General features: G+C 71.3%; 19 protein-coding genes and 1 pseudogene. 13 read left to right on the top strand and 7 right to left on the bottom strand.

The genetic code is table 11. The annotated features are described in order from the left end of the window. The first annotated feature begins 87 nt into the window (after nucleotides 1–87). On the top strand, nucleotides 88–606 hold the full coding sequence (locus KVT44_RS02945; protein WP_054230746.1) for a DUF4240 domain-containing protein: 519 nt from the start codon (nucleotides 88–90) through the stop codon (nucleotides 604–606). Here the strand turns inward: KVT44_RS02945 and KVT44_RS57765 are convergent. Further along, complete coding sequence (locus KVT44_RS57765; RefSeq protein WP_254648813.1) at nucleotides 573–860, bottom strand: hypothetical protein; 288 nt, start codon at nucleotides 858–860, stop codon at nucleotides 573–575. The genes KVT44_RS02945 and KVT44_RS57765 overlap by 34 nt on opposite strands. 613 nt (nucleotides 861–1,473) lie before the next feature. Next, nucleotides 1,474–2,286: a peptidoglycan recognition protein gene (locus tag KVT44_RS02935; protein ID WP_254648812.1), complete on the bottom strand. Its 813-nt coding sequence runs from the start codon at nucleotides 2,284–2,286 to the stop codon at nucleotides 1,474–1,476. A 187-nt stretch (nucleotides 2,287–2,473) separates the two neighbouring features. On the opposite strand from KVT44_RS02935, the gene KVT44_RS02930 reads away from it, so the two are divergent. Next, complete coding sequence (locus tag KVT44_RS02930) at nucleotides 2,474–3,658, top strand: MarP family serine protease (RefSeq protein WP_217565926.1); 1,185 nt, start codon at nucleotides 2,474–2,476, stop codon at nucleotides 3,656–3,658. 1 nt (nucleotide 3,659) lies between these two features. Here the strand turns inward: KVT44_RS02930 and KVT44_RS02925 are convergent, their stop codons facing one another. Beyond that, nucleotides 3,660–4,148, bottom strand: a complete 489-nt coding sequence (locus tag KVT44_RS02925; protein WP_190168533.1) for a GNAT family N-acetyltransferase — start codon at nucleotides 4,146–4,148, stop codon at nucleotides 3,660–3,662. 71 nt (nucleotides 4,149–4,219) lie between these two features. On the opposite strand from KVT44_RS02925, the gene KVT44_RS02920 reads away from it, so the two are divergent. Then, nucleotides 4,220–5,146, top strand: a complete 927-nt coding sequence (locus tag KVT44_RS02920) for a TIGR01777 family oxidoreductase (protein ID WP_217565925.1) — start codon at nucleotides 4,220–4,222, stop codon at nucleotides 5,144–5,146. A 401-nt stretch (nucleotides 5,147–5,547) separates the two neighbouring features. Next, nucleotides 5,548–6,906: pseudogene (locus KVT44_RS02915) on the top strand (NAD(P)/FAD-dependent oxidoreductase); the annotation flags it as partial. 1 nt (nucleotide 6,907) lies between these two features. Here KVT44_RS02915 and KVT44_RS02910 read toward each other — a convergent pair. Further along, nucleotides 6,908–8,347: a hypothetical protein gene (locus KVT44_RS02910; RefSeq protein WP_054229281.1), complete on the bottom strand. Its 1,440-nt coding sequence runs from the start codon at nucleotides 8,345–8,347 to the stop codon at nucleotides 6,908–6,910. Nucleotides 8,348–8,649: 302 nt separating this feature from the next. On the opposite strand from KVT44_RS02910, the gene lipB reads away from it, so the two are divergent. The 4 genes from lipB to KVT44_RS02890 all read left to right on the top strand — a co-directional run bounded on the left by lipB (nucleotide 8,650) and on the right by KVT44_RS02890 (nucleotide 12,115). Further along, entirely contained in the window at nucleotides 8,650–9,447 is a 798-nt protein-coding gene (lipB, locus tag KVT44_RS02905; protein ID WP_099923055.1) for a lipoyl(octanoyl) transferase LipB, read from the top strand. A 399-nt stretch (nucleotides 9,448–9,846) separates the two neighbouring features. After that, entirely contained in the window at nucleotides 9,847–10,812 is a 966-nt protein-coding gene (lipA, locus tag KVT44_RS02900; RefSeq protein ID WP_099923054.1) for a lipoyl synthase, read from the top strand. A gap of 315 nt (nucleotides 10,813–11,127) precedes the next feature. Then, complete coding sequence (locus KVT44_RS02895) at nucleotides 11,128–11,325, top strand: hypothetical protein (RefSeq protein ID WP_054229278.1); 198 nt, start codon at nucleotides 11,128–11,130, stop codon at nucleotides 11,323–11,325. Between the two features lie 88 nt (nucleotides 11,326–11,413). Next, a complete protein-coding gene (locus tag KVT44_RS02890) occupies nucleotides 11,414–12,115 on the top strand; it encodes a DUF4191 domain-containing protein (RefSeq protein WP_067363458.1) in 702 nt (233 codons plus the stop codon). Between the two features lie 116 nt (nucleotides 12,116–12,231). Here KVT44_RS02890 and KVT44_RS02885 read toward each other — a convergent pair whose 3' ends face one another. After that, entirely contained in the window at nucleotides 12,232–12,702 is a 471-nt protein-coding gene (locus tag KVT44_RS02885) for an RDD family protein (RefSeq protein WP_099923053.1), read from the bottom strand. Between the two features lie 199 nt (nucleotides 12,703–12,901). Here KVT44_RS02885 and glnA point away from each other — a divergent pair, with 199 nt between their 5' ends. Beyond that, nucleotides 12,902–14,311 (top strand): type I glutamate--ammonia ligase, encoded by a 1,410-nt coding sequence (gene glnA / locus KVT44_RS02880; protein WP_099923052.1) that lies wholly within the window; start codon nucleotides 12,902–12,904, stop codon nucleotides 14,309–14,311. An 82-nt stretch (nucleotides 14,312–14,393) separates the two neighbouring features. Here glnA and KVT44_RS02875 read toward each other — a convergent pair whose 3' ends face one another. Then, nucleotides 14,394–14,699 carry a hypothetical protein gene (locus KVT44_RS02875; protein ID WP_099923051.1) on the bottom strand — a complete coding sequence of 102 codons (306 nt, stop codon included), beginning with the start codon at nucleotides 14,697–14,699 and terminating at the stop codon, nucleotides 14,394–14,396. Between the two features lie 362 nt (nucleotides 14,700–15,061). Here KVT44_RS02875 and htpX point away from each other — a divergent pair, with 362 nt between their 5' ends. From htpX to KVT44_RS02860, 3 genes are all read left to right on the top strand, one after another. After that, complete coding sequence (htpX, locus tag KVT44_RS02870; RefSeq protein ID WP_190168999.1) at nucleotides 15,062–15,985, top strand: zinc metalloprotease HtpX; 924 nt, start codon at nucleotides 15,062–15,064, stop codon at nucleotides 15,983–15,985. 82 nt (nucleotides 15,986–16,067) lie between these two features. Then, entirely contained in the window at nucleotides 16,068–16,652 is a 585-nt protein-coding gene (locus tag KVT44_RS02865; RefSeq protein WP_099923050.1) for a hypothetical protein, read from the top strand. A 58-nt stretch (nucleotides 16,653–16,710) separates the two neighbouring features. Next, nucleotides 16,711–18,348: a phosphotransferase gene (locus KVT44_RS02860; RefSeq protein WP_217565923.1), complete on the top strand. Its 1,638-nt coding sequence runs from the start codon at nucleotides 16,711–16,713 to the stop codon at nucleotides 18,346–18,348. Nucleotides 18,349–18,430: 82 nt separating this feature from the next. On the opposite strand, the gene KVT44_RS02855 is transcribed toward KVT44_RS02860, so the two are convergent. Beyond that, nucleotides 18,431–18,925 carry a hypothetical protein gene (locus KVT44_RS02855; RefSeq protein ID WP_308313896.1) on the bottom strand — a complete coding sequence of 165 codons (495 nt, stop codon included), beginning with the start codon at nucleotides 18,923–18,925 and terminating at the stop codon, nucleotides 18,431–18,433. Nucleotides 18,926–19,083: 158 nt separating this feature from the next. Between KVT44_RS02855 and KVT44_RS02850 the strand changes: the two genes are divergently transcribed. Continuing rightward, nucleotides 19,084–20,310, top strand: a complete 1,227-nt coding sequence (locus KVT44_RS02850) for a winged helix DNA-binding domain-containing protein (protein WP_217565922.1) — start codon at nucleotides 19,084–19,086, stop codon at nucleotides 20,308–20,310. The last annotated feature ends 110 nt before the right edge of the window (nucleotides 20,311–20,420 follow it).

The following is a 20,420-nucleotide window of genomic DNA, read 5'->3' as shown; positions in this document are numbered from 1 at the left end:
GCGGTTTTACCGTCGGCATGTGCGTGCATAACAATCTGCGGCACTCCGCGTGCGTCACTCCCGTTCAGGCCCGATGCTGGACCCGTGATGGACGAGACGGAGTTCTGGGAGCTGGTGGACACGACCCGCGAGGCCGTCGAGGGCGACCCCGAGGACCACGCCGACCTGCTCGTCGAACGGCTCGTCCAGCTGGACCCGGACGCCGTGCTCGACTTCGCCCGTCACTTCGAGGCCCGCTACAACCGCGCCTACCGCTGGGATCTGTGGGGCGCGGCGTGGGTCCTGCTCGACGGGGTGAGCGACGACGCCTTCGACTTCTTCCGGTGCTGGCTGATCGGCCAGGGCCGGGAGGTCTTCGAGGGCGCGATGCACGATCCCGACGCGCTCGCCGACCTCCTGGACGACTTCGACGAGGACCTCGACGGGGACGGTGAGGAGCTCGGGTACGCCGCGGACGAGGCGTACGAGCAGCTGACCGGGGTCGTCGCGCCCGACCTGGGCATTCCGCCCGCGTCGCCCGAGCCGGAGGGTACGCCGCTCGACTTCGAGAACGAGTCCGTGCTGGCCGAGCGCTATCCCAAGCTGTGGGAGCGCTTCAGGGACTGAGGCAACGTGGCGTACGGGGTGACGTACGGGAGGTGTGTCTCGTGGTTCTTGTGGTCTTCGTGGTTCTCGTGGGCGTGGTACGGGGGTGCGGCGTTGGCTCGGTCCAGTGCCGAGGCGGTGGCCGCGGCGGGTCCCACGAGGACCGTCACCACGGCGCAGGCCACGGTCCACGGGGTCCGCAAAGCGGTGTTCCAACCCCCCGCGCCGGCCGTCTTGTTCGCCTTGCCCGTCTTCTCGGTACGCCTGCTGCTCATCTTCCCCACCTCCAGTCGGCTGTTACGAGAAGAACGCTAGAGAGCGGCGATCTGAGACACCGTTGACTCGACTGTGGGCTGTCTGTGAACACGTTCCTCGCCCCCGCCGCCCCTACCCGTCCCATCCCTGGGGGCTCCGCCCCCAGACCCCCCGATCGGCCTGAACGGCCTCGTCCTCAAACGCCGGACAGGCTGAAGACGCGGCCCGGGGTGGGTGGGATGCGGTCTCTGGCCTCGGCCTCAGTCGTCGGGTGGGCTGAAGATGCGGGCTGGGGTGGGTGGGGTGCGGTCACCGGCCTCGGCCTCAGTCGTCGGGTGGGCTGAAGATGCGGGCTGGGGTGGGTGGGGTGCGGTCACCGGCCTCGGCCTCAGTCGTCGGGTGGGCTGAAGATGCGGGCTGGGGTGGGTGGGGTGCGGTCTCCCGCCTCGGCCTGGAACGCCGGACGACCCAGGGCTTTTAGGGGCGCGGGGAACTGCGCGACCAGCCCCCACCGGCCCGCAGCCAAACGAATCGGGCGGGCGGGGGATCCGGGGCGCAGCCCCGATCCCGTAGGGGCGCGGGGAACTGCGCGAACGGTCCCCACCGGCCGGCAGGCGAAGCGCGTCGGCGGGGTCAGCGGCCCTGGAGGTGGGCGGCTCGGGAGCGGATTCGGGGGAGTTGGGACGTCAGCGCGGCGCCGGGGCAGTTGGTCATGAACCCCGCGTCGTGGCCGGCCAGCGTGGGCAGCACCGCACTCGTACCGGCGGTGTAACGGCTGAGGTCGTTGCTGGAGACGAGCCGCACCGTGGCACGGGGATCCACGTCGGACAGCCCCAGCTTCCACGCCGCCAACGCGGCGATCGCCTCGGTCATCGCCCGCGGCACCGGCGTCCCCGCCCCGAACGTACCAATGGCGGCGACCCCCGCGGTGCCATGGTTGAAGCCCTGCGTATGCGCTCCGGTGACGGCCCGGTCGACCCCACCCGCCCGCCCCTCGTAGATCGTGCCGCAGCGGTCGACGAGGAAGTTGTACCCGATGTCGTCCCACCGCCGGACACCGGTCTGACCGGCGTACAGGGAGCGGATGATGCGGGGCACGTCGGCGCACTCGTACGCGTTCGGCGAGTCGGTGTGGTGCACGAAGACCGCGACGACGTGGTCGTCGTAGCGTGCGGGCGGCTGCGCCTGCGTGCTCCCGGCGTCCAGCCACCGCGCCCGAGGCACGATGACCGGTCGCGCCGCGCGATGCGGACCCGCGGGCAGCGGCGCGGCCACCGGCCGCTCGCGCCCGACGACCGTCCGGTCGACCCCCACCGCACACACCACCAGCGCGAGCACGGCGAGCAGACCGGGCACGCACCCGAGCACGACGACGACGGCACGCCGCGCCCACACCCTCCGCGCGAGCCGCGTCCATGCCCCCCGCGCCTTTCGGAAGACACGCATGGAGCCACCCTGACCCGGTTCCGATCCCCCCGCGATGTGTGCTGTGCCACCTGGTGGAACCATCGTCCTGGTCCGGGACGTTTTTACAGGTCCACGCACGCGTGGCCGTTTCCCGGCTCCACGCGCGCGTGCCTGATCACTGGGCCTGCCCCACGCGTACTAAGGGGCCCAAGAGAAAGGCGGCTCCGTGGACCTGCTCGACATCCTGCTGTTGCTGGTGATCCTTGCTTACGCGGCGTCCGGCTACCGGCGCGGGCTGGTCGCCGGCTGTGTCTCGCTGGCCGGGTTCGTGGGCGGCGCCGTCATCGGCGTATGGGTGCTGCCGTGGATGATGGACCTGGTGACGGCGGGGACGTCGGCGGCGACGGTGACGGCCGTGCTGACGGTGCTGGTACCCGCCGTGGTGGGCCACGAGCTGGCGGGCCGGCTGGCGCTGAAGCTGCGCCGCGAACTGGACCAGGGGCCGCTGCGGGTGGCCGACGGGGTCGGCGGAGCGGCGGCTAACACGGTGGCGGTGCTGCTGGTGGCCTGGGTCGCCGCGAGCGTCCTGGGAGCCTCCTCGTCCACCCTCATCACCCAGTCGATCCGCAACTCCGCGCTGCTGGGCGCCGTACAGACGACGATGCCGGACACCACGCCCACCTGGTTCTCGCGGGCCACCTCGGCGCTGACGGAGGCGGGTTTCCCGCAGGTCTTCAACCCGTTCGAGAACGAGCCGGCGACGGGTGTCGCGAAGCCCTCCGGGGACAGCGTCACCGCGGCGGCGACGAGCGCCGCCAAGCGCAGCACGGTGAAGATCGAGGGCGCAGCGGGCAACCAGGGCCGGGAGGGCAGCGGGTTCGCTTACGCGGCGCAGCACGTGATGACCAACGCCCACGTGGTGGCGGGCATCGACAACCCGACCGTGCGCGTGGGCGGTGTGGGCCGTGTGTACTCGGCGCGGGTGGTGTTCTTCGACCCGCGCAAGGACGTCGCGGTCCTTTACGTGCCGGACCTCAGGGTCCCCCTCCTGCGTTTCGACGACAGCGCCAAGCGCGGCGACTCGGCGGTCGTCGCGGGCTATCCGCAGGACGGCGGTCTGGATCTCCAGGCGGCCACGGTCGCAGGCCGGATCAACGCGCGGGGCCAGAACATCTACAACTCGAGCATGGTCACCCGGGAGATCTACTCGATCCGCTCCACCGTCCGCCCCGGCAACTCCGGCGGCCCGCTCCTCACCACCGGCGGCAGGGTGTACGGCGTCGTGTTCGCCCGCTCGACCTCGGACAACGAGACGGGTTACGTCCTGACGGCCGACGAGGTCTCGGGCGACGCCCAGCGCGCGGCGGCCGCGACGACGCCGGTGGACACGGGCGACCTGATCACCTCGTAGCTCAGAGAAAGCGGCCCATGAACACGTCGTCGACGTACTCGCCGTCGAGCAGGAACTCCTCGGGCAGGACGCCCTCCACCTCGAAGCCCTCGGACTCGTACAGCTTCCGTGCCGGGGCGTTGTGCCCGAGGACGCGCAGCGTGATCCGCCGGGCGCCCTGCCGTCGGGCCCCGTCCATCACGGCCCGCAGCAGCTCTCGTCCGACGCCCGCGCGGCGCGCCTCCTCGGCGACGACAAGTCCCTGGATCTGCCGGACGTGGGAGTTGCAGGCGAGGGGCGTGGGATAGCCCAGCCGGATGTAGCCGACGAGGACGCCGTCGAGTTCGGCGACGTGGTGGTCCCGGGGGCCGAACCGCTCGTTGTAGAAGGGTTCGTACGGCGGCTGGGGGCGCGGCATGACGGCGTGCTGGGTCGACCAGGTGACACGGTCGAGACGGCCGAGCGCGTCCTCGTCGTCGAGGGTGGCGATGCGTATGTGCGGTACCGGCATGAAGGTCACTTTACGGCGGCCCCGCGCAGTTCCGTCCCGTACTTTTCCGGCGCGCGCGGCAGGATGGGCGCATGAACGACTCACCGCTCGCTCCGGATTCCCGTAGGTCCCGTATCGCGATCGCCGGTGCGTCCGGCCTGATCGGCTCGGCGCTGACGCGCTCCCTGACCGCGGACGGACACGAAGTGGTCCGCCTCGTACGGCGTGCGCCCCGTGGGAAGGACGAGGTGCGGTGGGATCCGGACGGGCAGCGGATCGACGCCGCGGGGCTCGCCGGGTGCGCGGCGGTCGTCAATCTCGCGGGGGCGGGGGTCGCCTCGCGGCGGTGGACGGAGGCGTACAAGCGGAAGATCCTGGACAGCCGGGTGCGGGGGACGGCGACGCTGGCCGCGGCGGTGGCCTCTCTCGACGAGCGGCCGCGGGTGTTCGTCAACGGGAGTGCCATCGGGTTCTACGGCGAGACGGGCGACCGGGTGGTGGACGAGTCGGCGCCGCCCGGGGAGGGATTCCTTCCCTCCGTGTGCGTGGCGTGGGAGGGGGCGGCGGCACCGGCGCGGGAGGCGGGTGTCCGTACCGTCTTCGCCCGTACGGGGCTGGTGGTGGCCCGTGAGGGCGGGGCGTGGGGGAAGCTGTTTCCGCTCTTCAGGGCGGGGCTCGGTGGGCGGATGGGGGACGGCCGCCAGTACTGGAGCTACATCTCCCTGCATGACGAAGTGGCCGCGATCCGGCATCTCATCGACACGTCGTCGCTGTCCGGGCCGGTGAACCTCACCGCGCCGACGCCCCTCACCAACCGGGAGATCACCGAGGCGATGGGGCGCGTTCTGCATCGGCCCACCGTCTTCCCCACCCCGGCTCCCCTCCTGCGCCTCGCCCTCGGCGACATGTCCGGCGACATCCTGGGCAGCCAACGCGTCCACCCCACCCGCCTGCTGTCCTCCGGCTTCACCTTCGCCTTCCCGTCGATCGAGGAGACGTTGCGAGCGGCCCTGCGCTGACAAACGTTCCTCGCCCCCGCCGCCCCTACCCGTCCCATCCGTACTTGGGGGCTCCGCCCCCAAACCCCCGACCGGCCTGAACGGCCTCGTCCTCAAACGCCGGACGGGCTGAGGCTCTTAGGGGCGCGGGGAACTGCGCGCCCAGCCCCCACTGGCCCGCAGCCAAACGAACTCGGGCGGGTGGGGGATGCGGGGCGAAGCCCCGTTTTAGGGGCGCGGGGAACTGCGCGCCCAACCCCCACTCACCCGCGGACAAGGAATCCGTGCACCCCCATGCGACCGTGCACGCCCGACGCGCGACTGTCCACGGCTCCAGACGCACCTACCCTCGACCCGAACTCGGGTATCCCCAGGGCAGGTTGGGGGCATGACGTTCCCACCGGCCGCGCAACCTCGAGGAGGGGTACGTGCTAGAGCCCGTAAGCAAGGCGGACGTGGACGTCGTCATCGTCGGGGCCGGAGCCGCGGGACTCGCGGCCGCCCAGCACCTGACCAGGGCGGGCCTCACGACGAAGGTTCTGGAGGCCGCCCCCACCGTGGGCGGCCGCATGACGACGGAGAAGGTGGACGGCTTCCGGCTCGACCGCATCGGCCGGCTCCTGTCCACGTCGTACCCCGAACTGCACCGCACCCCGGGCCTGAACACCCTGGCCCTGCGCCCGTTCTCCCCGGGCGTGCTGCTGCACAGCGACGGCCGTCACCACCGCGCCGCCGCTCCCACCACCCCCCGGAGCGCGAGGGGCGCACTCACCGCCGCACGCGCCCTCGCGAGCGCCCCCCGTCTCCCCCGGGGTCAGTCCTCCCGCCCCGGCCCCCTCGGCGGGCACCTCGACCAGACCCGCCTGGCCACCGCCCTCGCCCGCCTCGCCGTCACACCACCCGAACGCCTCCTCACCCGCCCCGACCTGCCCGCCGCACAGGCGCTGACCACCCGTGGTCTGCCGCCCCGTGCCGTCGACGGCTTTCTGCGCCCCCTGCTCGCCGCACTCCTGTGCGACCCGGCCCTCACCACCTCCAGCCGCGCCGCCGACCTGGCCCTGCATTCGTTCGCGTCGGGCCGACTGTGTCTGCCGGAGGGCGGCGCGGACACCCTGCCGGAGCTCCTGGCGGCCTCCCTGCCCCCGGGCACCGTCCACACCGGCGTCGAGGTCACCGCGGTCTCCACGACCACCGTGACGACGAAGGACCACGGCGAACTCAGCTGCCGGGCCATCCTGCTGGCGACCGGAGCCCGCGCCGCGGCCCGGCTGCTGCCCGGTCTGCGCGTCCCGGCCTTCCATCCGGTGACGGTCCTGCACCACACCACGGACGAGCCGCCGTTGACCGACCCGGCCCTGCTGCTGGACGCCGACCGGAGCGGCCCGGTGGCGCAGACCGCGGTCATCAGCCAGGTCGACCCGTCCCGCGCCCCCGCCGGACGGGCGCTCGTCTCCTCGACGGTGCTGGGCACTCCCCCGGCCGCCGCCCATCTGGACACCGCGGTCCGCGCCCAACTGGCCCGCCTCTACGGCACGTCGACGACCCGCTGGGAACTCCTCGCGGTCCACCACACCCGTGACGCGGTCCCCGCGATGCCCCCGCCGCACGACCTGCGCCGCCCTGTACGCCTCCTGGCGGGCCTGTACGTCTGCGGGGACCACCGGGACACCGGCACGGTCCAGGGCGCCCTGCATTCGGGCCGCCGGGCCGCCCACGCCCTCCTGATGGACCTGGGCGCCCGACCGGCCGCGACGGAGGAGCGTCTGGAAACGGCGGCCTGAGTCAGCCCAGGGCCGCCACCCGATCCCGGTAGCCCCGTACGGGTGCCGCGTCCCGGTACGGTTCGAGCCGCCGCTCGAAGTCCCGTACGTACTCGACGGCGCGGACCGACCGCATCTCCGCCGCCTGCCCCGCGGCCTCGGCGCCCAACAGGCAGGCCTGGTCGAGCTCCCCGAGCCCGAGCCGTGCCGAGGCGAGCACCACCCGGCAGAACAGCCGGCTGCGCGCGAAGCCGGGCGCCCGCAATTGCAGCGAGCGCTCGGCGTGCTGCGCCGCGGCCCGGTACTGCTGCAGATCCCGGTGGCAGTGCCCGAACTCGTCGGCGAGCTGCGCCTCGTCGAAGAACCGCGCCCAGTGCGGGGCCTCGTCCCCCGGCCGGGCGGATTCGAGGGCCCGCTCGGCGCGCACCAGCGACGCCGTGCAGGCCCGCACCTCCCCGAGGACGCCGTGGCCGCGCGCCTCCACGGAGTGCAGCAGCGCCTGGACGACGGGCGGCACGGACGAGCCGACGCCCTGCTGCGCGACCCGGGCGAGCTGCACGGCCTCGCGCCCGTGGCCGAGGTAGACCGCCTGCCGGCTCATGGTGACCAGGACGTACGAGCCGTACGCCCGGTCGCCGGCCGCCTGCGACAGCCGCAGCGCCTGCACGAAGTAGCGCTGCGCGAGCCCGTGCGCGCCGATGTCGTACGAGGTCCAGCCGGCGAGGCGGGTGAGGTCGGCGGCGGCCGCGAACAGGCGCCGCCCGGTCTGCTCTCCGTACGCGCCGCGCAGCATGGGCTCGGCCTCGTGCTCCAGGTAGCGGACCAGGGCCTGGCGGGCGTGTCCGCCGCCGTACGCGTGGTCGAGGGCGCGGAACAGTTCGCCCACCGAGCGCAGGGCGGCGATGTCCCCGCCGGTGACCTTCTGGCCGGGGCCGCGTTCGGTCTGGCTGCGCTGGCGGGGGACCGCGGGGCGCCCCTGGGCGGGGATGCGCGCGGCGGCCTGGTCACCGCGGCTCACCCGGTCGTCGGCCCGTCCGATCAGCCAGTCGCGGCTGGGGACGACGAGTCCCGCCGGGGTGAAGGCGATCTTGCGGAGCTCGGCGTGGCTGCCGGAGTCCTTGCGCCACAGCCCGCTGACGATGTCGACGGCCTCCTCGGGGGTCGCGGCGAACTCGAGGCCCGCGTAGACGGGTGCGCAGGCGTCGAGCCCGAGGTCCTGCGCGGTGAGGCGGCGGCCGAGGCGCCGTGTGAACACCTCGGCGATGAGGGCGGGCGTGGTGCCGCGGGGCTGCTGCCCGCGCAGCCACCGCGTCACCGATGTCTTGTCATATCTCAGGTCAAGTCCGTGTTCGAGGCCGAGCTGGTCCACGCGACGGGCGAGACCTGCGTTGGAGAACCCCGCTTCTGCGATGAGCGCGGCGAGCTGGCGATTGGGAGTGCGCTGCGCGGGTCGTTCCGTCATCTGCGGTGCGGTCTCCTGCCTTCCGGGTATCACTGGGTGCCCGGATTGCCTGTGAGCAGCCCTTATGGCCTCGTGAACGGCGCGAATGTAGCGGAGAGTAAGCACCTGATCGCACGCATCGGCATACATTCATCCGATCGTGTGAGGATTGACCGCTGGGCTGACGCGCGCGGCCCGGACGTACAGTGGCGTGGGCGCGTTACGTACCTGACGAAAGGTTCTTTCGCCTGCCGCGCAACGGGCCCGCCGGTTGCCACACCACAGGTTCTGAAGGTTCTGAGGCTTCTAGGGAGGCGCTTGCCGTGAGTGAGTTGCGGTTCGTCCGCATGGGATTCGGTGCCGAGGCCGTGGAGTACCAAGAGGCCTGGGACGAGCAGCGCCGCGTGCATGCCGCCCGTTTCCTGGACGAGGTCCCCGACACCTGTCTGCTCCTGGAGCACCCGCCGGTCTACACGGCGGGCCGGCGTACGACGGACAGCGAACGACCCCTCGACGGCACGCCCGTGGTCGACGTGGACCGCGGCGGCAAGATCACCTGGCACGGGCCCGGCCAGCTCGTGGGCTACCCGATCCAGAAGCTGCCGCGCCCGGTGGACGTGGTGGCGCACCTGCGGCGGCTCGAAGAGGTCATGATCCGGGTCTGCGCCGAGTTCGGCGTCGAGACCAGCCGGGTGGAGGGCCGGGCGGGCGTCTGGGTCCTGGGCGACCCCGTCGCCTCGCGCCCCTCCCTCGGCGGGCTCTCCCTCGACTTCGACCCGCGGCTGACGGACGAGGAGTTCGACCCCCGCCTGAACGGGCCGGAGTACGCGCCCTCCAACGCCGGGCAGCGGCGCGAGGACCGGAAGATCTGCGCCATGGGGATCCGGGTCGCCAAGGGCGTCACGATGCACGGCTTCGCCCTGAACGTGAATCCGGACACATCCTCCTTCGACAAGATCATCCCGTGCGGGATCCGGGACGCGGGGGTGACGTCCCTGGCGTACGAGCTGGGGCGCGACGTCACCATCGCCGAGGTCCTGCCGGTCGCGGAGAAGCACCTCCGCGACGTCCTGCAGAACGCCGACCTGCGCCCCCGCGAGGTCGAGCGGGCCTCGGCCTGACGGATGTCGGCTGCGGGGGTGTTCCCCGCGCCGTCCAAGGCGGGGCTTCGCCCCGATCCCCCGCCTGTCCGAAGTGGCCCGGCTGCGGGCCGGTGGGGGTTGCTCGCGCAGTTCCCCGCGCCCCTGAAAGCCTCGGCCCGTCCGGCGTTTGTGGGCGAGGCCCACCCCGCCCACCCGGCCCGCATCTCCAGCCCGTCCGGCGTTTGAGGACGAGGCCGTTCAGGCCGAAGCGGGGGTCTGGGGGCGGCAGCCCCCAGGGATGGGACGGGTAGGGGCGGCGGGGGCGAGGAAACCCCCGGGAATGCACCCCCGGTCCGCAAGGTTGCCCACCGCGGGGGCCGAGAACCGTACGGGCGTACCCTGGTGTACGCCGAAGAATCGAAGCTACAGGGAGCCGATGTGTCCGCAGTCGCACCCGACGGACGCAAAATGCTGCGCCTGGAGGTCCGGAACGCCCAGACCCCCATCGAGCGCAAGCCCGAGTGGATCAAGACCCGGGCGAAAATGGGCCCCGAGTACACGAAGATGCAGAACCTCGTGAAGAGCGAGGGCCTGCACACGGTCTGCCAGGAGGCGGGCTGCCCCAACATCTACGAGTGCTGGGAAGACCGCGAGGCCACGTTCCTGATCGGCGGCGACCAGTGCACCCGGCGCTGTGACTTCTGCCAGATCGACACGGGCAAGCCGGAGGCACTCGACCGCGACGAGCCCCGTCGCGTGGGCGAGTCCGTGGTCACGATGGACCTGAACTACGCCACCATCACCGGCGTCGCCCGCGACGACCTGGAGGACGGCGGAGCCTGGCTGTACGCCGAGACGGTCCGCCAGATCCACCGGCAGACGGCGGAGCGCGAGGCCGGCCGCACCAAGGTCGAGCTCCTCGCCCCCGACTTCAACGCCGAGCCCGCCCAGCTCGCCGAGGTCTTCTCGTCCCGCCCCGAGGTCTTCGCGCACAACGTCGAGACGGTCCCCCGGATCTTCAAGCGCATCCGCCCGGGCTTCCGCTACGAACGCTCGCTGAAGGTCATCACCGAGGCACGGGACTACGGTCTGGTCACGAAGTCGAACCTCATCCTCGGCATGGGCGAGACCCGCGAGGAGGTCAGCGAGGCTCTCGCGCAGCTGCACGAGGCGGGCTGCGAGCTGGTGACCATCACGCAGTACCTGCGTCCCTCCGTGCGCCACCACCCCGTGGAGCGCTGGGTCAAGCCGCACGAGTTCGTGGAGCTGAAGGAGGAGGCCGAGCAGATCGGCTTCTCCGGTGTCATGTCGGGCCCGCTGGTGCGCTCCTCGTACCGCGCCGGCCGGCTGTACCAGATGGCCATCGAGAAGCGTGGCGCGTACGTCGCCTCGCAGGCGGTCTGAACACCCGTACGGAGCAGTGCGGGCGACATAATTTAAAACGCCGTACAACCCGAGCGGTGGCACTCAGTGCCACCGCTCGCGTGTGAATCGGCGCACAAGCAACTCCCCCCACAATGTGGCCAATTCACCGCGCTGCGGACCGTCCGCGCAGATGGGGACAGGCGTCAGGACGGCGTCACGCTGGAGGCCCGCCGCATCAAGGCTTCATTGGTGTTTGACCGGTCGGTCACGCCCTGGTAACACCAATCAGTGACCCTGGTCTTACGCCCCGTACCGCCCCGTCCAGAGCCGTCATCCCGAGGGGGGACCTCCATCATGCAGGCCGCGCCCGTACGCGCCACAGCCATCCCGTCGTTCACCGATGCACTCCGTGCCGTCGAGTCGCTGCTCATGAGCAGCGGTCAGCGCACCGCCCGCCGCAACGCCTGGACCTCCGTCCTGGAGGACCGCCGCCGCGCCAAGGACCGGGTCGAGGCGCAGCGCGTGCTGGAGTCCGTGGCGACGCGTTCGTAGCCGTCGCCGGACCCCCGTGCGGGCGCTGCCGCCGCCTGCCCGGACACTGCCGTCGTCGGCGCTTGTCGGGCCACGTAGACTTCGTGGCATGGCGAGGAAGGAAACTGCAGCGGACGCTGCTAACCCCGGGCGACTCAAGCAGATCGCCCTGACCTACAAGATGACTCGCAAGGCCGACTCCAAGATCGGTCTTGTACTCGCGGCAGTCGGAATCGTCACCTTCGGTGTCTTCCTCGCGATCGGCCTCTTGATCGACCACCCGTACTACCTGGGCATTCTCGGCCTTCTGCTCGCCTTCCTCGCGACGGCGATCGTCTTCGGGCGCAGGGCCGAGCGAGCCGCGTTCGGACAGATGGAGGGCCAGCCCGGCGCAGCAGCGGCCGTGCTGGACAACATCGGCCGGGGCTGGACCACGACTCCGGCGGTGGCGATGAACCGCAGCCAGGACGTGGTGCACCGCGCGGTCGGCAAGGCCGGCATCGTGCTGGTGGCCGAGGGCAACCCGAACCGGGTGAAGAGCCTGCTGGCGGCCGAGAAGAAGAAGATGGCGCGGATCGTCGCCGATGTGCCCGTGCACGACGTGCTCGTGGGCTCCGGCGAGGGCCAGGTGGAGCTCAAGAAGCTCCGCACGACGATGCTGAAGTTCCCCCGCGTCCTGACCGGCCCGCAGGTGACGGCCACCAACGACCGGCTGCGCGCGATGGGCGACCTGATGAGCAACATGCCCCTTCCGAAGGGTCCGATGCCCAAGGGCATGCGGATGCCGCGCGGCGGACCGAAGGCCCGCTGACACTCCTCTGAGCAGAGTTACGACGATGGGGGCGCCCGGATCACTCCGGGCGCCCCCATCGTCGTACCACTCGCCGCACGGCACCTGATGTCGCCGTGCGGCCTGGTGCCCGGCTGTCAGGCCCGGACCTCGATGGTGCGGGCCATGCGGTCGTGCAGGCCGCGGCCGTCGCGGTCCCAGATCAGGGCGGGGATGGCCACGCACAGCAGGGCGGTGCGCAGCAGGACGCGCAGCGGGCCCAGACGACCGCCGCCCTCGGGCACGATCCGCAGGCCCAGGAGGCGCTTGCCCGGGGTGAAGCCGACCGTGCCGACGGTCAGGACGCCCAGGACGAAGAAGACGAGCAGGGCCCAGTTGCCCGTCGACCCCGGCTTGTAGCCGTGGGTGAGCAGTCCGTATGCGATCAACAGGCACAGCGCCCAGTCGATGGCGAGGGCGCCCAGCCTGCGGCCGGGGCGGGCGATGGAGCCGGGGCCCTGTTCCGGCAGACCCAGCTGTTCGCCCCGGTATCCGAGGTCGGCACCGGCGTCCTCCAGGGCCGCGCGGGGTCCGGAGAGCCACGATCCGATTGCTTGCCTGTTGTCCACCCGTCCACGGTACTGCGACCGTTTTGCCATGCGGACAGGAGGGGCCCGGCGACCCCGGGTCGGTTAACTTGGGCGAAACAAATGGGTCACGCTGGAGAAATCCCCCATCCCTATGGTCGGCTGCAGCGTGTGCCACCGCACTGGCCGCACGAACGAACTACCACCCCGGTCCACTGTGGGCGGGAGTAGGAGGAGCTGGATGTTCCAGAACGCCGACGAGGCCAAGAAGTTCATCGCGGACGAGGACGTCAAGTTCGTCGACGTCCGCTTCTGCGACCTGCCGGGCGTGATGCAGCACTTCACGATCCCGGCCGAGGCCTTCGACCCGGCCGAGGAGCTCGCGTTCGACGGTTCCTCGATCCGCGGCTTCCAGGCCATCCACGAGTCCGACATGGCGCTCCGCGCCGACCTGTCCACCGCGCGCGTCGACCCCTTCCGCCGCGACAAGACGGTCAACATCAACTTCTTCATCCACGACCCGATCACGGGCGAGCAGTACTCCCGCGACCCGCGCAACGTGGCGAAGAAGGCCGAGGCCTACCTCGCGTCGACCGGCATCGCCGACACCGCGTACTTCGGCCCCGAGGCCGAGTTCTACGTCTTCGACAGCGTGCGCTTCGACACCAAGTCGAACGAGGCCTTCTACCACATCGACTCCGAGGCCGGCGCCTGGAACACCGGTGCCCTCGAGGACAACCGTGGTTACAAGGTCCGCTACAAGGGCGGCTACTTCCCGACCCCGCCGGTCGACCACTTCGCCGACCTGCGTGCCGAGATCTCCCTGGAGCTGGCCAAGTCCGGCCTCCAGGTCGAGCGCCAGCACCACGAGGTGGGCACCGCCGGCCAGGCCGAGATCAACTACAAGTTCAACACGCTGCTCGCCGCGGCCGACGACCTCCAGCTCTTCAAGTACATCGTGAAGAACGTCGCCTGGCGCAACGGCAAGACCGCAACCTTCATGCCGAAGCCGATCTTCGGCGACAACGGCTCGGGCATGCACGTCCACCAGTCGCTGTGGGCCAACGGCGACCCGCTGTTCTACGACGAGGCCGGTTACGCGGGCCTCTCGGACACCGCCCGCTACTACATCGGCGGCATCCTCAAGCACGCCCCGTCGCTCCTCGCCTTCACGAACCCGACGGTGAACTCGTACCACCGTCTGGTCCCCGGCTTCGAGGCCCCGGTCAACCTGGTGTACTCGCAGCGCAACCGCTCCGCGGCCATGCGTATCCCGATCACCGGTTCGAACCCGAAGGCCAAGCGCGTCGAGTTCCGTGCGCCCGACTCCTCCGGCAACCCGTACCTGGCCTTCTCGGCCCTGCTGCTCGCGGGCCTCGACGGCATCAAGAACAAGGTCGAGCCGGCCGAGCCGATCGACAAGGACCTCTACGAGCTCGCCCCCGAGGAGCACGCGGGCGTCGCCCAGGTCCCGACCTCCCTCCCGGCCGTCCTCGACCGCCTCGAGGCCGACCACGAGTTCCTGCTCGCGGGCGACGTCTTCACGTCCGACCTGATCGAGACGTGGATCGACTACAAGCGCACGAACGAGATCGCGCCGCTGCAGCTGCGTCCGCACCCGCACGAGTTCGAGCTGTACTACGACGTCTAAAGATCACGACGCCTGAAAAGACGCGTGCAAAACTGAGGGCCGCCACCTGTGAGTACAGGTGGCGGCCCTCGGCCGTGGTCCGTCAGGGCACCACGATGACTACGACTCCACCACCGAAGCCGTTGTTGAAGCCGTTGTTGAAGCCGAAACCGTTGTTGAAGCCGAAACGGTTGAAGCCGCTGTTGAAGCCGTTGTTGAAGCCGAACCCGCAGTTGTTCCCGAATCCACGGCCACCCCAGTTGGAACAGCCGAAGGTGGAGACTTGGGTCGAGGCTTGGGCCGGGGCAGCTGCCGAGGCCGTACCTGCTGCGCCGATCGCGGCGCCTCCGGCCATCAGAACGCCGATGGCGGATACCGCGAAGAAGCGCCTCGCACGTTGTGCCTTCATGGATGAATCCTCCTTGCACCCCTCGTGCGGTCTTTCGGAGGCACGAGACGGATGGCAGATGGCCGTGACCGCGGCGGAGCGGGTCCGGCGCGATGCTCGCCCGAGTACGGGGAGTACGTTCAAACCGCCGACGCGTGCAGCGGGCGCACTCCGATGGCGGCTCTTTTCACTAAGAGCTGCTCGCGAATAAAGGCTAGTCGGCGATCGACCACTCAGCATCTTGGGCGGAATCCCCCAGATCTCGCACGGAATCCCACAGGTTGCCTTTGCACCTCCTAGGGCTGTTCGGAACCGCTTCATGGGCGTCCGCAGGTGCACACTGGACAGCGGGGGACGAGTGCCTTACTGCGGGGGTGATGCAGATGCAGAGCCGGTTCCGGAGCGATCCGCGGTTGACCGTACGCATGACGGTCACGCTGTTCCTGCTCGGATTGTTGTACGTGGCCTTCGTCGCCGCGTTGATCGTGCTGTTGAAGTCCTGGGTGCTGGTCGTGGTCGTCGCGGCCCTGGTTCTCGGCGCGCAGTACTGGTTCTCGGACCGGATCGCGCTCTACGCGATGCACGGCCGGATCGTGGAGCGCGAGGAGTATCCGCAGCTGCACGGGGTCGTCGACCGGCTGTGTGCCGTCGCCGACATGCCGAAGCCGCTGGTCGCCGTGTCGGACATCGACATGCCGAACGCGTTCGCGACCGGGCGGAACGCCGATCACGCGGTCCTCTGCGTGACCAGCGGGCTGCTGCGGCGGCTGGAGCCCGACGAGCTGGAGGGCGTGCTCGCGCACGAGCTGTCGCACGTGGCGCACAAGGACGTCGCCGTGATCACCGTGGCCTCGTTCCTCGGGGTGATCGCCGGGCTGATCGTGCGGTTCGCCTTCTACTCCGAGCTCTTCGGCGGGCGCGGCCGCAAGGACCAGAACACCGTGGCGATCTTCATGGCGGTGATGGCCGTCTCCGCGGCCGTGTACGCGATCAGCTTCCTGCTCATCCGGGCGCTTTCCCGGTACCGCGAGCTGGCCGCAGACCGGTCCGCCGCCCTGCTCACCGGCCGGCCCTCGGCGCTGGCGTCCGCGCTGACGAAGGTCTCCGGGGACATCGCGCGGATCCCGACCAAGGACCTGCGGACGGCCCAGGCGTTCAACGCGTTCTACTTCACGCCGGCCTTCGGTGCCGAACCGGGGATCGCGAAGCTCTTCTCGACCCACCCCAGCCTGGAGCAGCGGCTCGAACAACTGGGCAGGATCTCGGCGGAGCTGGGTGAGGCGGCGACTCCGGAAAACACCGCCTGACTCTTCCTCCTGCCCCTTCCCGACCCACCCTGCTCGTCCTGGGCCATGGCCCTTCGTCCCTTCCGGAAAGGCGGCCGACTGCATGGGGTTCCTGGACATCCTGCTCGGGCGTACCAAGGCCGTCGCGCCCGATCTCGACCAGCTCTTCGGGCTGCCGTCGGCGGCCCTGACCCTGCAGGCCGCCGCCGGGTTCACCCCGACCGGGACGGGAGCGGTGTGTTTCGCGAGCGTCGAGGGCGGGGCCTTCGCCCAGGCGCACCAGGAGGTGCAGGAACTGCTCGACGCGGATGCCGAACGCACGGGTCCGCCGGTGGAGGTCAGCCGGGACGAGTACGGGTACTCGTGGCTGGTCTCGCGGCGGGACCCGGACGATCTGCCCGCGCTGGTCAGTGATCTGCACGCGGTCAACAGCGCACTGGAGGGCAGCGGCTTCGGACCGCAGCTGCTCTGCTCCGTGGCCGGCTTCCAGGACACCGGGCAGCGACGGCTCGGACTCGTCTACCTCTACAAGCGCGGCACCTTCTATCCCTTCGCACCGCTGACCGGCGAGGCCCAACGGCGCGACAACGCGCTGGAACTGCAGGTCAAGGCCGCGCTCGCGGACGATCTGCGGATCGAACAGGACCTCAGCCGCTGGTTCCCGATCTGGGGCGCCCCGGGTCTGTGACCTGGCCGGGGCCGTCGGTACGTGGAGAGTGGAAAAGCGGGCGTGGGTAAATGGGGGGATGCTCGCCTCCTTCGCACACGATCATGACGGTGAACGACTGAGCTGCGTCAGCGGCGGCGGCGGTGGCGACGGCCCTGGCGCCGCGGCCACCGTCGTCCTGCTGCACGGCGCGGGCCTCGGCAACAAGGAGCGGCTGCTCCCGCTGCTGGAGGAGTTCGTGGCACGCGGCTGCCGGGGCCTCGCCCTCGACTTCTCCGGACACGGTGAGAGCTCGGGCGAACTCAAGGACCTGAGCCTGCGCCGACGTTTCGAGCAGGCCGTCTCCGTCATCGACGCGTCGGTCCCGGCGGACGGTCCGCTGATCCTCGTCGGGTTCAGCATGAGTGGCCAGACGGTGGCCGATCTCGCCGGGCACTACGGGCGGCGCGTGGTGGCGCTGGGCCTGTGCGCGCCCGCCGTGTACGGCGCCGAGGCCTGGCGGGTTCCCTTCGGGGAAGGCGACGAACGCTTCAGCGAGATCATCCGGACGCCGGACAGCTGGCGGCAGGCCCCCGCGCTCGACGTGCTGCGCGGGTACGACGGCCGTGCGGTCCTCGCCGTACCCGGTACGGATGCCGTCATCCCACCCGCCGTCACCGAGGCCGTGACCGACGCGCTCACCGCCCGCGCCCAGTTCACCCGGCTCGAATTCCCCGACGCCGACCACATGCTGGGCCTGTGGCTGCGGGAGCATCCCGCCGACCGGGCGCGGTTCGTGGACGCCGTACTCGTGGGACTGGGCGAGCGGGGGTGGACCGCGACCCGCGGCTGGGTGGCCAAACAGCTTCCGGCCGGCAGGAGCGTACGGGAGTCCACGGCCCTGCGCGGCGGCTGGAGCTCCCAGATACGCCGGCTCACCCTCGACGACGGTACGGGTCTGGTGCTGCGGTCGTTCGTGAAGCCCTTCTACCGCCGTCACGCGGCCGGCCTGCTGGCCCGCGAGGCGTCCGTCCTCACTTTGCTCGCCCCGTACGAGGACGTACCCACGCCCGAGCTCCACGCCGTCGACGCCGCCGCCGAACACTGCGACCGCCCCTCGCTGTTGATGTCCTCGCTGCCGGGCGGGGTACGGGTCGACGAGGAGGACCTGGACCGGCGCATCGACCTGCTGGCCCGCCAACTGGCCCGTATCCACGCGGTGGTTCCGGCCGACCGCCCGCGTCCCTACCAGGCATGGACCTCGCCCGAACGCGTCCGTGCGCCCCGGGGCGCGCTGTGGGATCGGGCCGTGGACGTGATCCGGCGCGAACCCCCGGCGTACGAAGGTTGTTTCCTGCACCGGGACTTCCATCCCGGCAACGTGCTCTTCACCGGCGCGGGCGACACACTGCGGATCAGCGGGGTGGTCGACTGGGTGGAGACCTCGTGGGGGCCCGCCGACCTGGACGTGGCCCACTGCTCCACGGCTCTCGCGCTGCTCCACGGGGAGGCGTACGGCCTGGGGTTCCGCGCGCGGTACGAGGCACACGGCGGACGCCGACCGGCCGACGCCGAGGAGCACTTGTACTGGCGGCTGCTGGACGCGCTGGCCTACTCCCCCGACGCCGAGAAGCTCGCGGTGCCGTGGCGGGAACTGGGGCGCGCGGACCTGACCCCCGAACTGCTGGGCGAACGGCTGACGGCGTATGTGACCGGGCTGTTCGAGCTGTACGGCTGAGGCATCGGCGACGGCGACGGCGACGGCGACGGCGACGGCGACGGCGAGATGGTCGCCGGAGCGGGAGGCGCGTTCGCGGGTGTCAGGTCCGTACGGCGCGGGCCACGTCGGCGGTGACGTCTCCGGAGAGGGTGCGGGTGCTGCGGGCGGTGGCGTCCTTGGCGGCGCCCGCCGGGACGTCGTTCAGGGTGACGACAACCGTGTCGAGGAGGTTGCCGCCCTTGTCGCGGAAGTCGACCTGGACCGCGTACGTCTTCGCCGCGGACGTCGGGTTGGTGGCGGTGACCTTGACGGTGGCCCGGCCCGCGGAGTCGATGGTCACCCGGTCGCCGAGCTTCACCTCGTCCTTGGCGTCCAGGCCGTTCTTGAACTCGTCGAACCTCCGCCCGGCCTCGGCGGTCGCGGAGGCGAGCGAGTCGCCGGCCTCGGACGCGAGGGAGGAGGCGGCGGAGGCCACGTCGGACGGGGTGGTGCCGTTGGAACAGCCGGCCAGGAAGGCGCCGAGGGCCAGCAGGAGCACGCCAGCCACGGCCCCCGGGCCGGCCCGTCGTACGCCGGGCGCCCGTATCCCACTCACCCTGTGCACCCAGCCTGTCCCGCGTATCTCGCGTATCGCTTGCCTCGCGTGCCGCGCCATGTCGTCTCCCGACGTTCCGCTGCGGATTCCCGCTTCAGTCAAGGCCGTGAGCAGGGCGTACGCATGGCGGGGGCGCCGATCGGGTGAGGCGCGAGAGGATGCGGGGACGGCAGCTACGAGAGGGAGGCGGCGTGGGCGAGGAGCGGCGGCACATCGCAGTGGCGGAGCGGCGGGCCCGGCTCGCCCTGCGGCACCGGCTCACGGGGACGGCGCGCGCGGCGGGCCCCGAGGAGGTCGCCGGGTCCCTGGTCGCACTGCATGGGACCGATCCGGCGACGGTGTACCTGGCGGTGGGCGCGCGGCTCGCGGACGCCGGGAAGACGGTGGAGGAGCTCGACCGGGCGCTGTACGAGGACCGGACGCTGGTACGGATGCACGGCATGCGGCACACCGTGTTCGTATTCCCCACCGAGCTGGCCGCGGTGGTGCACGCCTCGACGGGGCTCGCGATCGCCACGAAGGCCCGGGCCGGGCTGATCAAGGACGTGGTGAGCGGCAGCGACGGGCGGCTGACCGAGGAGTGGCTCGCCGAGGTGGAGGTGTCCGCGCTCGCCGCGCTGGCGCGGCGCGGGCAGGCCACGGTGAACGAACTCGTCCAGGACGAGCCGCGGTTGAGGGAGCAGTTCACGTACGGCGCGGGACGGAGTTACGAGAGCGCGCAGACCGTGTCGTCCCGGCTGATGCGGGTGCTCGGGGTCGAGGGGCGGGTGGTGCGTGGGCGCCCGCTGGGGTCCTGGACCTCGACCCAGTTCCGCTGGGCCGTGGCGCCGCCGCATCCCGAACTCCCGCCCTCCGAGGCCCAGCCCGAGCTGCTGCGCCGCTGGCTCGCGGTGTGCGGGCCCGCCACCGAGGCCGACCTCAAGTGGTGGACGGGGTGGAAGGTCACCGATGTGCGGCGGGCGCTGGCCGCGATCGGGGCGGTGGCCGTGTCGCTCGACGACGGAGCCACCGGATATGTGACCGCCGACGACACCGCCCCCGGCCCCGCCGCGCCGTGGGCGGCGCTCCTCCCCGGGCTCGATCCCACGGCCATGGGATGGCAGGAACGGGACTGGTACCTGTCCCCCTCCCTCCGCCCCGCCCTCTTCGACGGCAGTGGGAATGTCGGGCCGACGGTGTGGTGGGACGGGCGGGTGGTCGGGGGGTGGGCGCAGCGGGCCGATGGGGCTTTGGTGTGGCGGGTGCTGGACCCTGCCGGGGTGGGGCGGGAGGCACTGGCCGCCATCGAGACGGAGGCCGCCCGCCTTCGGGCCTGGCTGGGCCCGACCCGGATCACACCGCGCTTCCGAACCCCCCTGGAGAAGGAACTGACGACGGGGCAGTGACGGAGGAGACGGGGCTCCGCCCCAGCCTCCGGGTGTGCCATTCGGCTGCGGGAGTGCGGGGGTTGCTCGCGCAGTTCCCCGCGCCCCCAAGGCGGGGGCTCCGCCCCGCG

Origin of the sequence: Streptomyces sp. GbtcB7 (assembly GCF_019091445.1) — a bacterium.
GTDB lineage: Bacteria > Actinomycetota > Actinomycetes > Streptomycetales > Streptomycetaceae > Streptomyces > Streptomyces mirabilis.
This window is presented reverse-complemented; position numbering and strand designations above follow the sequence as displayed.

Bases quoted from the DNA above. Each gene is read 5' to 3' on its own strand.
- KVT44_RS02945 (WP_054230746.1), top strand. From the start codon at position 88: ATGGACGAGACGGAGTTCTGGGAGCTGGTGGACACGACCCGCGAGGCC.
- KVT44_RS57765 (WP_254648813.1), bottom strand. From the start codon at position 860: ATGAGCAGCAGGCGTACCGAGAAGACGGGCAAGGCGAACAAGACGGCC.
- KVT44_RS02935 (WP_254648812.1), bottom strand. From the start codon at position 2,286: ATGCGTGTCTTCCGAAAGGCGCGGGGGGCATGGACGCGGCTCGCGCGG.
- KVT44_RS02925 (WP_190168533.1), bottom strand. From the start codon at position 4,148: ATGCCGGTACCGCACATACGCATCGCCACCCTCGACGACGAGGACGCG.
- KVT44_RS02920 (WP_217565925.1), top strand. From the start codon at position 4,220: ATGAACGACTCACCGCTCGCTCCGGATTCCCGTAGGTCCCGTATCGCG.
- KVT44_RS02910 (WP_054229281.1), bottom strand. From the start codon at position 8,347: ATGACGGAACGACCCGCGCAGCGCACTCCCAATCGCCAGCTCGCCGCG.
- KVT44_RS02895 (WP_054229278.1), top strand. From the start codon at position 11,128: ATGCAGGCCGCGCCCGTACGCGCCACAGCCATCCCGTCGTTCACCGAT.
- KVT44_RS02890 (WP_067363458.1), top strand. From the start codon at position 11,414: ATGGCGAGGAAGGAAACTGCAGCGGACGCTGCTAACCCCGGGCGACTC.
- glnA (WP_099923052.1), top strand. From the start codon at position 12,902: ATGTTCCAGAACGCCGACGAGGCCAAGAAGTTCATCGCGGACGAGGAC.
- KVT44_RS02875 (WP_099923051.1), bottom strand. From the start codon at position 14,699: ATGAAGGCACAACGTGCGAGGCGCTTCTTCGCGGTATCCGCCATCGGC.
- htpX (WP_190168999.1), top strand. From the start codon at position 15,062: ATGCAGAGCCGGTTCCGGAGCGATCCGCGGTTGACCGTACGCATGACG.
- KVT44_RS02865 (WP_099923050.1), top strand. From the start codon at position 16,068: ATGGGGTTCCTGGACATCCTGCTCGGGCGTACCAAGGCCGTCGCGCCC.
- KVT44_RS02860 (WP_217565923.1), top strand. From the start codon at position 16,711: ATGCTCGCCTCCTTCGCACACGATCATGACGGTGAACGACTGAGCTGC.
- KVT44_RS02850 (WP_217565922.1), top strand. From the start codon at position 19,084: ATGCGGGGACGGCAGCTACGAGAGGGAGGCGGCGTGGGCGAGGAGCGG.